This is a genomic window from Hydrogenobaculum sp. 3684, assembly GCF_000213785.1.
Classification (GTDB): domain Bacteria; phylum Aquificota; class Aquificia; order Aquificales; family Aquificaceae; genus Hydrogenobaculum.
The window spans coordinates 795923-810508 of sequence record NC_015557.1; the positions used below are offsets into that span (position 1 = coordinate 795923).

General features: G+C 34.6%; 15 protein-coding genes and 1 other RNA gene. 8 read left to right on the top strand and 8 right to left on the bottom strand.

Going from position 1 to position 14586, the window contains the following annotated elements; translation table 11 throughout:
* Positions 1-26 precede the first annotated feature (26 nt).
* The gene (groL, locus tag HYD3684_RS04295; RefSeq protein WP_015419455.1) at positions 27-1658 is read left to right on the top strand and encodes a chaperonin GroEL; all 1632 of its coding nucleotides are present in this window, start codon (positions 27-29) and stop codon (positions 1656-1658) included.
* Positions 1659-1665: 7 nt separating this feature from the next.
* On the opposite strand, the gene HYD3684_RS04300 is transcribed toward groL, so the two are convergent.
* Both HYD3684_RS04300 and dgt read right to left on the bottom strand, forming a co-directional pair.
* Entirely contained in the window at positions 1666-3063 is a 1398-nt protein-coding gene (locus tag HYD3684_RS04300) for a glycosyltransferase family 39 protein (protein WP_015419456.1), read from the bottom strand.
* A complete protein-coding gene (gene dgt / locus HYD3684_RS04305; RefSeq protein WP_015419457.1) occupies positions 3041-4294 on the bottom strand; it encodes a dGTP triphosphohydrolase in 1254 nt (417 codons plus the stop codon). The genes HYD3684_RS04300 and dgt overlap by 23 nt, the downstream gene beginning before the upstream one ends.
* Positions 4295-4350: 56 nt before the next feature.
* Here dgt and hisIE point away from each other — a divergent pair, with 56 nt between their 5' ends.
* Both hisIE and HYD3684_RS04315 read left to right on the top strand, forming a co-directional pair.
* Positions 4351-4980: a bifunctional phosphoribosyl-AMP cyclohydrolase/phosphoribosyl-ATP diphosphatase HisIE gene (hisIE, locus tag HYD3684_RS04310; protein WP_015419458.1), complete on the top strand. Its 630-nt coding sequence runs from the start codon at positions 4351-4353 to the stop codon at positions 4978-4980.
* Positions 4981-5033: 53 nt separating this feature from the next.
* Positions 5034-5384: an iron-sulfur cluster assembly accessory protein gene (locus HYD3684_RS04315; protein WP_015419459.1), complete on the top strand. Its 351-nt coding sequence runs from the start codon at positions 5034-5036 to the stop codon at positions 5382-5384.
* Positions 5385-5467: 83 nt separating this feature from the next.
* Here HYD3684_RS04315 and HYD3684_RS04320 read toward each other — a convergent pair whose 3' ends face one another.
* Positions 5468-6376: an SAM-dependent methyltransferase gene (locus tag HYD3684_RS04320; protein ID WP_015419460.1), complete on the bottom strand. Its 909-nt coding sequence runs from the start codon at positions 6374-6376 to the stop codon at positions 5468-5470.
* Positions 6377-6392: 16 nt separating this feature from the next.
* Between HYD3684_RS04320 and rimI the strand changes: the two genes are divergently transcribed.
* Entirely contained in the window at positions 6393-6827 is a 435-nt protein-coding gene (gene rimI / locus HYD3684_RS04325; RefSeq protein WP_015419461.1) for a ribosomal protein S18-alanine N-acetyltransferase, read from the top strand.
* A 6-nt stretch (positions 6828-6833) separates the two neighbouring features.
* Here rimI and HYD3684_RS04330 read toward each other — a convergent pair whose 3' ends face one another.
* From HYD3684_RS04330 to HYD3684_RS04350, 5 genes are read right to left on the bottom strand one after another with little or no spacing between them, the layout of a single operon-like run.
* The gene (locus HYD3684_RS04330) at positions 6834-7085 is read right to left on the bottom strand and encodes a hypothetical protein (RefSeq protein ID WP_015419462.1); all 252 of its coding nucleotides are present in this window, start codon (positions 7083-7085) and stop codon (positions 6834-6836) included.
* Complete coding sequence (locus HYD3684_RS04335; protein WP_015419463.1) at positions 7039-7470, bottom strand: flagellar export chaperone FliS; 432 nt, start codon at positions 7468-7470, stop codon at positions 7039-7041. Before HYD3684_RS04335 ends, HYD3684_RS04330 begins: the two co-directional genes overlap by 47 nt.
* Positions 7471-7482: 12 nt before the next feature.
* Positions 7483-8868, bottom strand: a complete 1386-nt coding sequence (gene fliD / locus HYD3684_RS04340) for a flagellar filament capping protein FliD (protein ID WP_015419464.1) — start codon at positions 8866-8868, stop codon at positions 7483-7485.
* 3 nt (positions 8869-8871) lie between these two features.
* The gene (locus HYD3684_RS04345) at positions 8872-9285 is read right to left on the bottom strand and encodes a flagellar protein FlaG (RefSeq protein ID WP_015419465.1); all 414 of its coding nucleotides are present in this window, start codon (positions 9283-9285) and stop codon (positions 8872-8874) included.
* Between the two features lie 44 nt (positions 9286-9329).
* Positions 9330-9782: a RusA family crossover junction endodeoxyribonuclease gene (locus tag HYD3684_RS04350; protein WP_015419466.1), complete on the bottom strand. Its 453-nt coding sequence runs from the start codon at positions 9780-9782 to the stop codon at positions 9330-9332.
* A 16-nt stretch (positions 9783-9798) separates the two neighbouring features.
* Between HYD3684_RS04350 and pheT the strand changes: the two genes are divergently transcribed.
* From pheT to rny, 4 genes are all read left to right on the top strand, one after another.
* Complete coding sequence (gene pheT / locus HYD3684_RS04355) at positions 9799-12066, top strand: phenylalanine--tRNA ligase subunit beta (RefSeq protein WP_015419467.1); 2268 nt, start codon at positions 9799-9801, stop codon at positions 12064-12066.
* A 7-nt stretch (positions 12067-12073) separates the two neighbouring features.
* A non-coding RNA gene (ssrS, locus tag HYD3684_RS08275) (6S RNA) lies at positions 12074-12240 on the top strand.
* Between the two features lie 43 nt (positions 12241-12283).
* The gene (locus HYD3684_RS04360) at positions 12284-12841 is read left to right on the top strand and encodes a 5-formyltetrahydrofolate cyclo-ligase (protein ID WP_015419468.1); all 558 of its coding nucleotides are present in this window, start codon (positions 12284-12286) and stop codon (positions 12839-12841) included.
* A complete protein-coding gene (gene rny / locus HYD3684_RS04365; RefSeq protein ID WP_015419469.1) occupies positions 12823-14550 on the top strand; it encodes a ribonuclease Y in 1728 nt (575 codons plus the stop codon). The genes HYD3684_RS04360 and rny overlap by 19 nt, the downstream gene beginning before the upstream one ends.
* The last annotated feature ends 36 nt before the right edge of the window (positions 14551-14586 follow it).

Genomic DNA, 14586 nt, shown 5'->3' on the forward strand with positions numbered 1-14586 from the left:
AAAATCTTATAGGAGGTAAGTGAAGTATGGCAGCAAAACATGTTATCTATGGAGAAGAAGCAAGGGCAAAATTAAAAGCAGGTGTTGATAAGTTGGCTAATGCCGTTAAAGTCACCCTTGGACCTAAAGGTAGAGAAGTTATCATAGAAAAGAAATGGGGTGTACCAGTAGTTACAAAAGACGGAGTAACGGTAGCCAAAGAAATAGAGTTAAAAGATCAATTTGAAAACATAGGAGCCCAGCTTGTAAAAGAAGTAGCTTCCAAAACCGCCGATGTAGCAGGTGATGGTACTACTACAGCTACAGTTTTAGCTCAAGCTATATTCACAGAAGGTTTAAAAGCTATAGCCTCTGGGGCAAACCCAATGGATTTAAAAAGAGGTATAGATGATGCTGTAGCAATGGTTATAGAAGAAGTTAAAAAAGCCTCTATACCTGTTACCAGCAATAAAGAAATAGAACAAGTAGCTACAATATCCGCTAACAACGACCCTGTAATAGGAAAGTTGTTGGCCGAAGCTATGGACAAAGTAGGAAAAGATGGTGTAATAACCGTAGAAGAATCAAAATCCTCTGAAACCACACTCGAAACAGTGCAAGGTATGCAATTTGATAGAGGATACCTCTCACCATACTTTATAACCGACGCAGACAAGATGCAAGCTGTATTAGAAAACCCATACATACTAATATTTGAGAAGAAGATAAGCAATATAAAAGAACTTTTACCTGTATTAGAAAACGTAGTAAGAGTTGGTAGACCTTTAGTGATAATAGCTGAAGACGTAGAAGCTGAAGCTCTTGCTACTTTAGTAGTAAACACGCTAAAAGGTGTAATAAGAGCTGTAGCTGTAAAAGCACCTGGATTTGGCCAAAGAAGAAAAGACTACTTAGAAGATATAGCTATATTGACCGGCGGTCAAGCTATAACTGAAGATCTTGGTATAAAGTTAGAATCTGTAACCCTTGATATGCTTGGACAAGCCGAAAAAGTGATAGTGGATAAGGAAAACACCACTATAGTAGGTGGAAAGGGCGACAAGAAAAAAGTAGAAGCACGTATAGAGCAAATAAAGAAACAAATAAAAGAAACCACCTCAGACTACGATAGGGAAAAACTTCAAGAAAGACTTGCTAAGCTTTCTGGTGGCGTAGCCATTATAAGAGTTGGAGCAGCTACAGAATCTGAGCTAAAAGAAAAGAAGGCCAGAGTAGAAGATGCGGTACACGCCACAAAAGCTGCTGCTGAAGAAGGTATAGTAGCTGGTGGTGGTACAGCTTTAGCAAAAGCTTCAAGAGTATTAGAAAACTATACAAACCCCAACAAAGACAGAGAGCTAGGAGTAAAAATTATATACAACGCTTGCAAGTATCCTCTCAAACAAATAGCTTATAACGCAGGTTACGAAGGTTCTTTGGTGCTTGAAAAAGTGTATGAAAACCAAGACAAGAACTATGGTTTTGACGCTGCCACAGGAGAGTACAAAGATATGGTAAAAGCAGGTATAATAGACCCAACCAAAGTGGTAAGAACCGCTTTACAAAACGCAGCGTCTGCAGCCGGTACAATGCTAACCGCTGAAGCCCTTATAGCAGAACTTCCTGAAAAGAAGGAAAAGACACCAACCCCAACTGACATGCCACCAGATTTTGATTAATACATCTTCAAGGCCCCAACAAAATGGGGCCTTTATAATTACATATATAAAATTTTTTAAACTTAGAATCTTTAATATCGCCTTTTTTAAATTTGTAAATATCTTTTAAAAACACTAAAAATCTTGACTCAGAATCTGTATATACATAACCCTCCCATAAAGGTTTTTTACATGGGGTTTCCGTTATCAAAATACCTGGTTTCGAATTTTTGGCAAATTTTTTAATCGTAGTATCAGCATAAAACGGTAGTTGATGGATGAAATACCCTTCATAATAAACCGGTTTATTATTTTTATAAAGCCTTATAACATATCCCATTTCTTTATATGGTCTATAAGGTTCTATGGATGGTAAAACAAAAACAATCAAAGCATAGTATATCAAAAGCCCAATACAAAATAGTATCCAAAACATATATCTAAAGTATTTTTTAGCCAGTGCGTTTATACCCACTATAAAACCCATCGCTGGATAAGCTGGTATGAGGTACGTTGGAATCTTCATCTTTATCAAGGAAAACACTATAAAAAGCGAAAAAAACCATACACTTGCAAGTTTTATAGTTTTTAAGCCTTTAAGGTTAAGAAAAAACAAATAAAGTATAATAGAAAAAGGGGCAAAAGACACTATAGTATCTTTTATGTAAAAATACCAAGGGTCGGATTCTAAACCGTTTATTCTCTTTATGTTTTCTACATAAAATTTGTGTATAAAAAGCTCTTTGTAAGGTGAATTTAAGACTTCTATATACCAAAGCCCGCCTATAAAAAGAGCTATAACAAACGCCATGTATAGCTTATAATCTTTTAAAAGATTAGGATTTTCAAATACAATATACCAAAAGCCCACAAAACCCACTATCAAAACTCCCACAGGACCTTTGGTAAGCATCGCCAAAGAAGACAATATTGTAGATGCTACAAGGTAATAAATTTTTTGGCTTTTAAGATAAAAATAAAGAAAATATATAGAGCTACTTATGAAAAAGCAAAAAAGCACCTCTGGAGAAGCATACCTGGCGTTTGATACAAATTCAAGAGCCATACCTGTGGCAATAGCACCGTAAAGGCCTAAGTTTTTTGCTATATTTTCTCCGAAGAGGTAAGTAAATAGAACACAAAAAGTCCCGGCAAGGGCGGAGGGTAATCTCAAAGAAAAGCTAGAAACCCCAAATATTTTAAAAGATAAGGCTATTAGCCAATATAAAAGGGGTGGTTTGGCAAGCCTTATATGGTCGTTGTAAATGGGAATTAGATAGTTGCCAGTTTTCAGCATATTTAAAGCGGCATCTGCATAAAAAGACTCGTTAGGAGCAAAAACCTGATTTGTACCAAGGTTTAAAAAATAGAGTGCTATTACTAAAAAAAGCAAAAGATAATGTTTACGCGATATCAAATAATCCATCGTTTGTAGGACTAAATAGTCTCCTATAAAGCTTAAGCGCAAAATTATCGGTCATTCCAGCTATATAATCACAGGCAAGGCGGAAACGCATTCTTTCATCATGATCGCAGTTATTTATATCCCACATATATTTAAAATCATCTGGATAATATTTCTTAGCATCTTTTTGGGATAAAAGTCCAAAAAGCTCTTTAATAACAAAACTCAATTTATGCCTTAACTGTTCTAGTCTATAATCGTTTATAAAAAGCTCTTTACTTATATTTTTCAATATAACAACTTCCCACTTTGCCTCTTCATCTATTTTAAGCTTATAGTCATATCTTTGAGTGTTAGGTCTTCTTTTGTCATTTTGTTCTATCTTTGTAGCGTTTATAAACTTATGTATTCTAAAAGATGTAAAAGACTTTAAAAGTTTTTTTCTCTCAAAAGCCCCAGCTTTTTGGATTTTATAAAGCTCTTCTTGAAAGTTTTTCAACGATTGTTCTGCAAAATTTCTATCTATATTTGACTTTTTTGCGTCTTCTAGGATCTTTTGCCCTATTTTATCTATAACTATGGAGTTTATTAAAGAAAGCCTTACTCCGTCTTCTATATCGTGTACCGAATACGCTATATCATCTGCCCAATCCATAATTTGGGTCTCTATGGGCACTTCAGCATCCTGATAATAAGGGTCTATAAATTCTAACTCCGCTTTATTTTCTTTGTATAAACCTTTTTCATTTTCTTTTGATAAAAAGCCTTTATACTTTATTACACCATCTAAAACTGCTCTCGTTAAATTTAACCCATAACTTTTGTCGTCTTTTAAGGTTTTTATCTCAAGATAAGTAAGTATTCTTATGTTTTGAGCGTTTGATTCGAAAAGCCCATGATCTTTCATCAAATCTCTTAAGGTACGCTCTCCAGAATGGCCTAACGGTGGATGTCCTATGTCGTGCGCCAAAGATATCGCCTCTACAATAGTGCTATCAATACCATGTTTTATTGCTATGCCTTTTGATATCTGGGCTACTTCAAGACTGTGCGTTAGCCTTGTTCTATAAAAATCAAGGTAGCCAGGGCTCATTATCTGAGTTTTTCCTTGGAGTCTTCTAAAAGCTGAAGAATGTATAATTCTTGCTCTATCCCGCTCAAAATCGCTTCTTACATCGGTATCTTTCTTTTTCTGTACAAACTCATCTTCTTTCAAAATTCTTTCTTTATCAAAATCGTTATAGCTAATCATAGGTATTTATATATCTTAGCATATTAAATAAGCACAAATTGTGTATAATCTTATTTATGAATATAGATATAGAGAATATAGCTTTCGACGAAAAAGGTCTTATACCAGTAATAGCGCAAGATGCTTTTAGCGGTGAGATAAGAATGTTAGCTTACGCAAACAAAGAAGCCATAAAAAAAACGATAGAGACAGGCTACGCACATTACTTTTCTCGTTCAAGAAATAGCATATGGAAAAAAGGTGAAACCTCTGGAGAGCTACAAGAGGTACTGGAAATAAGAATAGACTGCGACAACGACACACTTATATATATGATAAAACAACAAAAAGATATAGCCTGTCATACAGGTAATAGAAATTGCTTTTTTAGGGCTTTTGATAAAGAAAAACCTTCTTTAATGCCCTTTGAGATATTGCCATTTTTAGAAAGACTTATAAAAGATAGAATATCAAATCCAGTAGAAAACTCATACACTTCTAAGCTTATAAAAGAAGGGCTTGATAGAATAGTGCAAAAAGTAGGCGAAGAAGCTATAGAGAGCGTTATAGCTTTTAAAAACCAAGATAAAAAAGAGATTGCTTATGAATTGGCAGACTTAATTTACCATATTTTGGTGGGTATAAAATACTCCAACATGTCTTTTGAGGATATAGAACTTGAACTTATAAGAAGACATAAATCATAGCAACTAATCTATTTTAAACTTAGATTAAAATTATCAATTTTAAGGAGGCTTTTATGGAAGCAACTACTTTAGTTTTTACAGTGTCAGAATTGGCTTCTCAGGAAATAGCTAAAATAGCAGCTGAGAACAACATTGAGAACCCTATGCTTAGAATTAGGGTTGTACCAGGTGGATGTTCTGGTTTCCAATACGCTATGGGATTTGATGATAGCGTAGAAGAAACAGACATCGTATTGGAATCAAATGGCACAAAGGTCATCATAGACCAATTCTCTGTACCTTATATAAACGGCGCAGAACTTGATTACGTCCAAGATTTTATGGGCGGTGGATTTACCATTAAAAATCCAAACAACTTTGGTGGCGGTTGTAGCTGCGGTTCTGGCGGTTGCGGTTCACACTAATTTAAGATACCTTTTCAGCCCGCTTCGTGCGGGTTTTTATTTTAATCATAAAAACAGTTAGTTAGCTTTTTTGGTTATAGATTTTAAGGCTTTTCTTGTAAAAGCACATAAAAACTCTCTCCCATGCTAAGTATAAGATTTTTAAGCCTTGAGCACCTTTCGATGGAGTATGCATCCTCCTCCTGGCATACTTCTTCTATGGTCTTCATAAAATAAGGGATTTCCATAAGGAACTCCCTTTGCTTTTTTAAAAATACGTTTTTAAAACCAAAATACTCTCCTATTTTCTCTAACATAGAAAAATCCACCATGTACGTAATGTCAAATATCTCATCTGAGTATATATTTTGGACAATTTTCGAGTTTTTATAACCTCTTATCGTGTTTTTATAAGGCGATGTTTTGTACCCGTAGTCTATGCTAAGTATGTATCCTTTTTTTAAAAGCTTTGATATTTTTTGATATATGTAAAAACTATCTATGGGCAATTCGTAATAAGCGTTATCTAAATTTAGAATATCAATAAGCATTTTTGTATCCTCATGAGGCTCTTGCCATATTTCTTTTGGTGGTTCTATGTAAAGCTCCTTTTTATCTTTTATGGGGGCTATACCAAGAGCATCAAAGAATTCGTTTGATAGCACTATACCCTCAAAAGGCTCTAACATGTCAAGATCATCTATCCAAATTACATTTTTACATTTGAGGATTTGTTTTTGAATGTTGGCTAATCTTTGGCTTGTCTCATATATTATATAAGGAATGTCTAAAACATCCAATATATCTTTTGCCATAATACCGTTTCCAGCTCCAAGTTCCAATATCTTAGGCTTATCAAAGGTATCTAAGTAGTCTTTCAAAAAATAAGCTATACTTTTTCCAAAAGCCTCATCAAGTTCTGGTGATGTAAAAAAATCTCCTCTTCCTATTTTAGGATTTGCAGAATAATAGCCTTGGGCTTTTTGTATAAAAAAATCGTAAAAACGTTTCATGCTAAAATTATAACCTATGATAATAACAGAAATGACAAAAGAACATGTAGATGAGGTCATAGAGATAAACAATCTATCTTTTACCACGGATGCTTGGAACGAGCAGGGATTTTATAGAGAGTTTAATTTAGATTATTCAAAAAAGTGGGTAGGATTGGAAGATGGTAAAGTAATAGCCTATGCAATATTTTGGTGTCATGATAAAGAAGCTTTTATGATGACATTTGCAGTACACCCAGATTATAGATCAAAAGGAATAGCTTTTAATTTCTTAACAGAGGTTTTCAAGCTTTTAAAAAAAGAAAATATAAACTATGTAGAACTTGATGTAAGAAAATCAAACCTACCAGCTATAAAATTGTACAAAAAGCTTGGATTTTCTATAGAAAGAGAGCGTCCTAGTTTTTACTCAGACGGAGAAAACGCTTTCGTAATGTCAAAAGAGCTGTAATCTCTTTCAAAAGAGATAGTTTTTAAACTTATTAAAATTTGCTATGGCTTGAGCTAAACCAAGCCTCTTTTCGTTAGCTATTTCTATTATATAGTTTAAAATCCTCAAAGATTCCTCTATATCTTCTTTTGACTCTTTGGAAACATCTAAGTTAGCCAACTCTTCCAAACAAGCTTTAGCTTTATCGTATTCATCGGTTTGAACGTACAACTCACACTGCAGGAGCAGCTTTTTCAGTGGCGACTGATTTTGATCCATATTCTCTCCTTTCTAACTCTTCCCAAGCTTGTTTCACACCAGATAACATCATAATCATATTTTGAAGAAGCTCTTTATCGTTTTTCTGATTTGCTATCAAAAGCCCTTCTAATATCACTCTGTAAAAGTTTGATAAATCTTTAGCCACTTGCCCACCTTTTTCAAAGTTCAAAGAATCGTGAAGTATAGCCACAGCCTCGGTAGCTTTGGTAATGTATTCACATTTCTTTATTAGGTTGTCTATGTTGTCAAGACCTGCATCTATAGCTTCTATAGCAAGCTCCATAAACTCTATAGCTTTATCGTAAGCTATAATAATAAGTTGCAAAGGGTTTGCGCTAAAAAGCATATTTTCTACATAGCTGTCCTTCAAATTTTGATACATAACTTACCTCCTTTATCCTAAAAGTGTTTGAAGTTTTGTTATCTCAGCACTAGAGCTTGCCATTATAGCCTCTACCTGAGAGAATTGAAGTTGAAGTTGTTGCTGTTGCAAAAGTAAAGATTGCTGCATTTGATATATCTGATTCTCTGTATATGCATAATCTGAAGATATGTTGTTTTCTTCTGTCATCAAAGCCCCGTTTGGAGAGATGATATTCATTATAGCCTGGCTCAAACTGCTTACAAAAGCAGTTACGGAGTTGAGGACAGTCTGAGAACTAGTGCTTAGTAAATTTTGAAAGCTATTGGAATCAAACTGCAATTGCCCTGTTTGATAGTTATAGTTTACAACCCCTAAATTTTCTAGTGGTTGAACTACACTAAGGAGTTGGGTTTTTAAGTTTGTTAGCATAAAATTGCCCATAAAATCGCCTGGAACTATAAAGGGATTTGCGGAGGTCAAGGAATTTTGAGATGGATAAGTGCCAGGTTTTTCCGTTAAAACGTTTATAGGAGTAAGTATGTTGTTTATTTCATTTATAAGATTTGATACGTTGTTTGCCACTTGAGATGTATCCTGAGATATGCTAAGAATTACAGACCCAGTGCCAGAAAGGTTTAACGTGACTCCACTTATTACGTTTTGAATCTGATTTACATTTGATGTAACACTAGCCCCACCAAAATTTATAACAGCGTTTTGAGCATTTTGTATATAGTTTTGAGTAAATATACCTGAGCTATCCTGAGCCACTATCACATGCTGAGTAGTGGAAGGAGATGTGGTGAAAGTAGAAGCCCCTTGTTTTTCTGCAAGCATAAGACTATATGTATTGCCATTGTAAAATATTGAGGCAGTTATATCAGAACCAGCGGTATTGTTTATTTCGTTTACTATGTCTTGTAACGTGTTTGTGCCGTTGTACGTAATGTTAAATTCTTGAACACCTGGAGTAGTGGCGCTTAAATTGTTGTCAGTGATACCTGAAGATGAAGTGTCTGATCTAAAAAATAAGGTTATAGTACCACTTTGACCAAGTTGTGTGTTTGCCGATGAAAAGCTTCCTAATAACGATATTTCTGGTTGTGCCAGTTGCTGAACAGTGATGTTATATGTACCAGGAGCCGTATTGGGCGTAGCTATTGCGTTTAAAACATAAGAGCTTGAACTTATAGCTGTCATGGAGCCTGTGACAGGATTTAATACAAAGCCCATCATAGTGGAAAATACGGACATCGATTGATTGTATATGTAGTTTACCTCTTGCATTTGATTTTGCATGTAAGCTGCTTGTTGGCTAAGTGATAAAAGCGGTAAACTACTAGATGACATAACAGCGGCCAAAATACTACCACTGTTAAATAGATTTGAAAATCCAGACAAAGCTATTCCAGCCATATTTTATACCTTCTTATTTACAACAATACCCACTAAATTGTTAATAGCCTCTGCTATTCTTATCATATATTCCGGTGGAATCTCTTTTATTACTTGGTTAGTCTTGTTGTCTATTATTTTTATAACTAAGCTATCTGCTTTTTTATCCAACGTAATGTTAAGATGTGTGTTTAGATAAGATAAATTTTTAGTGAGTTGCTCTATTGCTTTTTGAATTTGCTTTTCTAAATTATCTATACTTGTATTGCTATAATCTATGCTTTTTTCATCCTGTAGATTTTGTGTATTGGTGGTATTTTGATCGCCTTGAGATTGAGGAGCTGTTCTAGGTTGACTCGTTTGAGTATTTTGTATAGTTTGATTATTTAACTGATTTGTCAACACACTATCTAAACCTCCAAGTTCAAGCGGCGTCATAACAAAAACCTCCAAGCTTTTATTACAAATAACATATTACTATTTCACAATTTTTCAATGATATTATTATCGGCAATTCTTATAAAATTTTTAGCTTCTTCTATTTTCATCGTTTGTTCCTCATAAGGCTTTATTTTAATAAAAATTCCCTGCATACCTTTTTCAACATGTTTTATAGTATTTACCTCATATATTAGGTTGTCATTCTTTATAACATCGTTTTTTTCCAATACGTCCCAAAGGGTTTTCAACATGTTGTCTATATCTCTTCTTCTTTTATCTGGTAAAAATATAATAGCTTCAACAGATACCCTGCAAGAAAACGGTTTTTTAAACTTTAGCTTTTTTAGCTGTAAACTTATCTCCCAAGAAGCCTTTGTTTCCCAAGACAAAACCTTCCAAGGTTTAAATACAGCTCCGCCCTTTTGCCTTATATACCTGTTTGCTTTTCCTTTTGGAGGCTCTGAAATAAATAGATACAGCGTATCATCTTCCATGATAAAATAATATACTATGTTTGCACCTTTATCAATACTAAGCGAATACGTGGAAATAGAAGATCCTCAATATGTAGCCGATAAACTTTCTATATCTGGCACTGAGACTACGTTAAAAAGATTTGGTACTGATATAAAAAATGTAAAGGTTGGTGAAATCTTGTCCATACAAAAGCTTGAAAACTTAAATCTATGTAAAGTATTTTTAGGAGACACCGCTATCGATGTAATAACAAGTGCTTCCAATGTTTACGTGGGTGCTAAAGTACCGGTAGCTGTAAAAGGAGCCTCTTTAGGTAGTAAAACCATAGATACAAAAACCTTTAAAGGTTTCGAATCTCAAGGTATGCTTTTGTCAGCTTCAGAGCTTGGCTTGGATGATATAGAAGAAGGTATCCTAATACTAGATAACAACGTTGAAGTAGGCAAGGATGTAGCGTCTTTGCTTGATTTTGGAGAATATGTGTTAGAATGCGAGATTACACCAAACAGAGGAGATTTACTTTCTATAGTTGGCATAGCAAGAGAGATAAGCGCCATCACGAACAAACCGTTTAATCTCAACATAGAAAAAGATTTGCCAGAAAAAATAGATATAGATATATCAATTGATACTAAAGGATGCTATAGATATGTAGGAAGTGTTGTAGAAGATGTATCTGTTAAAAGCTCAACACTTTTGCTTAAAAAAACTCTTTGGAAGATGGGTCTTAAAACTATTTCCAACGTTGTGGATATAACAAACTACGTTATGATGATGTTAGGACAACCTCTTCATGCTTTTGATAAAGACAAAATTGGCAGTAAAATTGTTATAAGGCAGGCAAAACAAAAAGAGAAACTTATAGCTTTAGATAAAAAAGAATATGAACTTGATGAGTCTATTATGGTTATAGCCAACGACAAAGGACCAATAGCTTTGGCTGGTGTTATAGGTGGATTAGATAGCTCCATATCTCATGACACAAAAAACATACTTTTAGAATCTGCTCTTTTTGATCCAATTTTTGTAAGAAAAGCCTCAAAGACTCTAAAGTTATCAACAGATGCCTCTTACAGGTTTGAAAGAGGTATAGATATAGATATGGCTTTAAAAGCTTCTTTTTTTGCTTTAAAACTCATAGAGAAAGAAGCGGGTGGCAAAGTGATAGGTTATAATGAAGTAATAAGAGAAGCATTACCTGTTAAAAGGTTCTTCTTACCTATGAACGATTATATAAGATACACTGCCATTAATTTTGAAAAAGAAAAAATATCAGAAATAGCTAACAAATTAGGTATTCCCAACAAACCTATGAGATGCGGTATAGAGTTTGAAGCTCCGTCTCACAGATACTACGATATTGACTCTTCCATAGACCTTATAGAAGAAATCGTAAGAATAACAGATTTTAACACCTTTGAAACAGACCCATTAACACTCTTACCAAAGCCCAACGACAAGAAAGATTATACATATGAAATAAAGAATAAATTGGTAGCCAACGGATTAAAGGAAGTAATAAATTTAAGCTTCGACAAAATAGAAGACTATGAAGCTCTTGGCTTAGAAAAACCCACTATAGAAATCAAAAATCCCATACTACCTTCTTTTAGGTTTTTAAGAAGATATCTAACGCCATCTATGATAAGGTTGGCAGATCAAAATGTTAAAAAGCACATATACGACTTTGCTATATTTGAGATATCAGATATTTTTAAAGAAGATTCCCAATCCACACATATATGTATATTGTTAAGAGGGCACAAGAGAATATACCCTAAAACAAAATGGAATATAAACCATATAAAGGAGATAATAAAAGCTATAAACAAAGATGTTATGTTTGGCTTTTCTAATTTATCGTTCCTTCATCCTTATCAACAGGGAAGCCTAAAGTTTGACGATAAAGATATAGGGTTTTTTGGTGTTTTGAAAAGCGATATACTACAAGATACAATTATCTGTGAGTTTGAAATTCCTAATAAAGCAAAATATCGTGAAATAAAAGAAATATCAAAATATCCACCAATAGTAAGAGACATCTCACTGATAATGAGCATTGATTTTGATGTTCAAAAGCTTATTATTCTCATAAGAGAGTTTTTTGGAAGCATGCTAGAAAATGTTTTAGTATTTGATTTTTATAAAGGAGAGCAAATAGAAGAAGATAAGAAGAGCGTAGGTTTGAGACTTAGCTTAAGAGCCCTTGATAGAAGTTTAGAAGATGAAGAAGTAAACGTTCTAATAGAAAAACTGTTAGAACGTCTTAAAGAAGAGGGTATAGAGCTTAGATTTGCTTAGTTTAAATAAAAGCCTGCCCTACTCGTTAGTGTGAAGATATTTTTGGGGCCTACATGTGAGCTATTAGGGAGCTCGGAAGTTCAGGGGCGTCTCCTTGTAGACCCTCTGACAGGGCACCCACCTAAAAATAGGAGGCCCGCATGTATGTTTGCACGACGGTAGGGTGGGTATAAACCCTTCTTGTCTTTCTTCTTTTGCCTCCTAGTTATGGAGGTATATGTCAAAAAAGGAATTACGAAGTATTTTTTTAAAAAGACGTGATATGCTCTCTGAGGAAGACGTATACAAGGCTTCCTTAGAGATAGCAAAAAACCTTTCACAAGATAAAGATTTTAAAAGGGCCAAGTCTGTGATGGCTTATATTCCCATAAGAAAAGAAGTCGATCCGCTTGTGGATATGAGTATATACGAAGGAAAGATTGTTTCTGTACCAAAAATTGTTGACAATACACTTGTACCATGCCTTTACAAAGGTCCTTTCGTAAAATCTGTTTACAATACTTTAGAACCAGAAGAATGCCAAAAAACTAATATAGATCTTTGTTTGGTACCCGGTGTTTGCTTTGATAAACATCTTTATCGCGTAGGTTTTGGTAAGGGCTTCTACGATAGATTTTTATCGGCAAACAAAAACATTTTTTCTATAGGTATATGCTATGATTTTCAAATTGTTGACTCTATAGAAAAAGACCCTTTTGATGTAAAGCTTAACAAAATCATTTCTGAAAATTATGTAATAGAAGGAGGTAATTACCAATGGAAACTGTTGTTATAGGTATCCTATCAATCTTAGTGTTAGCGTTAGCTGGTTTTGGGTTTTTAGCTTTTAAAAAGCTAAGCGAAAAACAAGTGGTGAATACGCCAAGCACATCCGAAGAGTCAAAGATACTCTTAGAAGAGGCCAAGAGGCAAGCAGACGCTATATTAGAAGAAGCTAAAAGACAGCTAGAGTATTCAAAAGAACTAGCCGAAAGAGAAGCTTCCAAATATATGGAGTTTATCAAGAAAGAAAACGAAAAACTAGAGAAAGAAAAAGAAGCTATAAAAAAAGAGTTAGAGCTTAGAAAGGAAGAGCTAGAAAAAGACTACGCCAGAAAACAAGAAGAGCTTTCCTCAAAAGAGCAATCTCTTTTACAAAGGGAAAAAAGCTTAGAATCCAAAGAGACAAACCTAGAAAGAAAGCTACAAAGCCTTGAGAAAAAAGAAGAGGAGCTTTACGCAAAAGAAAGAGAGCTAAGAGAATTAGAAAAAGCTCTTCAAAAGAGAGAAAAAGAGATAGAACAGCAGTATAAAAACGTGGAAACCATTAAAAGCGAAATAGAAGAACTCAAAAACAAGGAACTTATAGAACTCCAAAGAATAGCATCTTTAACCAAGGAAGAGGCTTATCAAGAGATATTAAGAAAAGCTGAAGAAGAGGCTAAGATAGAAAGCATAAGGATAGCAAAAGCCATAGAGGAAAAAGCAAAAGAAGAAGCTGAAAGGGAAGCAAAAAGAATTATCACCACATCTATTCAAAGGCTATCCCCAGAAATAGCAATAAATTACAGCACGTCTACTATAGAACTACCAAGCAATGAATTTAAAGGACGTATCATAGGAAGGGAAGGAAGAAATATAAGGGCTTTTGAAATACTAACGGGTGTTGATATTATAATAGACGACACTCCAGATACCGTTACGCTTTCGTCTTTTGATCCTATGAGAAGAGAGATAGCCAAACAAGCCCTTGAAAAACTTATAATTGATGGCAGAATACACCCAGCTCGTATAGAGGAGGTTGTAGAAGAAGTTAAAAAAGAAATGGACAACAACATTAGAAAGCTAGGTGAAGAAACTGTTATGGAGTTAGGCATCCACGATATGAACCCAGGGCTTTATTATTACATAGGTAAACTTTACTACAGGACGTCTTATTCACAAAACGTATTGCTTCATTCAAAAGAGGTAGCAACGATAGCCGGGCTCATGGCCGCTGAACTGGGCTTAAACGAAAAAGCCGCTAAAAGAGCTGGGCTCTTGCACGATATAGGAAAAGCCATATCAAACGAAATGGGTGGTTCCCACACAGATATAGGTATAGAGTTGTGCAAAAAGTATAAAGAGCCTGATTATGTTCTAAACGCCATAAAAGCACATCACGAGGAAGAACCCGTTAAATATCCTGAGGTAGCTTTAGTTTGTGCGGCAGATGCTCTTTCCGCAGCAAGACCAGGAGCAAGAAGAGAATCCCTAGAGGCTTACATTAAAAGGTTAGAAAAACTTGAAGAGATTGTAAAAAGTTTCCCAGGTGTATCAAACGTATATGCTATGCAAGCCGGTAGAGAAGTAAGGGTTATAGTATCACCTTCTGAACTTACAGATGAACAAGCTTACGATCTGTCTAAGAAAATTGCCAAGAAGATAGAGGAGGAAATGGATTATCCCGGCAACATAAAAGTTGTGGTTATAAGAGAAAACAGGTTTGTAGAGTATGCAAGATGATTTTTGTTGTATAGCTTTTAGAAAAAATGGTTTATA

Excerpts from the sequence above, each read along its gene's own strand:
- groL (WP_015419455.1), top strand. The coding sequence starts at position 27 with ATGGCAGCAAAACATGTTATCTATGGAGAAGAAGCAAGGGCAAAATTA.
- HYD3684_RS04300 (WP_015419456.1), bottom strand. The coding sequence starts at position 3,063 with ATGGATTATTTGATATCGCGTAAACATTATCTTTTGCTTTTTTTAGTA.
- dgt (WP_015419457.1), bottom strand. The coding sequence starts at position 4,294 with ATGATTAGCTATAACGATTTTGATAAAGAAAGAATTTTGAAAGAAGAT.
- hisIE (WP_015419458.1), top strand. The coding sequence starts at position 4,351 with ATGAATATAGATATAGAGAATATAGCTTTCGACGAAAAAGGTCTTATA.
- HYD3684_RS04315 (WP_015419459.1), top strand. The coding sequence starts at position 5,034 with ATGGAAGCAACTACTTTAGTTTTTACAGTGTCAGAATTGGCTTCTCAG.
- HYD3684_RS04320 (WP_015419460.1), bottom strand. The coding sequence starts at position 6,376 with ATGAAACGTTTTTACGATTTTTTTATACAAAAAGCCCAAGGCTATTAT.
- rimI (WP_015419461.1), top strand. The coding sequence starts at position 6,393 with ATGATAATAACAGAAATGACAAAAGAACATGTAGATGAGGTCATAGAG.
- HYD3684_RS04330 (WP_015419462.1), bottom strand. The coding sequence starts at position 7,085 with ATGGATCAAAATCAGTCGCCACTGAAAAAGCTGCTCCTGCAGTGTGAG.
- HYD3684_RS04335 (WP_015419463.1), bottom strand. The coding sequence starts at position 7,470 with ATGTATCAAAATTTGAAGGACAGCTATGTAGAAAATATGCTTTTTAGC.
- fliD (WP_015419464.1), bottom strand. The coding sequence starts at position 8,868 with ATGGCTGGAATAGCTTTGTCTGGATTTTCAAATCTATTTAACAGTGGT.
- HYD3684_RS04345 (WP_015419465.1), bottom strand. The coding sequence starts at position 9,285 with ATGACGCCGCTTGAACTTGGAGGTTTAGATAGTGTGTTGACAAATCAG.
- HYD3684_RS04350 (WP_015419466.1), bottom strand. The coding sequence starts at position 9,782 with ATGGAAGATGATACGCTGTATCTATTTATTTCAGAGCCTCCAAAAGGA.
- pheT (WP_015419467.1), top strand. The coding sequence starts at position 9,799 with ATGTTTGCACCTTTATCAATACTAAGCGAATACGTGGAAATAGAAGAT.
- HYD3684_RS04360 (WP_015419468.1), top strand. The coding sequence starts at position 12,284 with ATGTCAAAAAAGGAATTACGAAGTATTTTTTTAAAAAGACGTGATATG.
- rny (WP_015419469.1), top strand. The coding sequence starts at position 12,823 with ATGGAAACTGTTGTTATAGGTATCCTATCAATCTTAGTGTTAGCGTTA.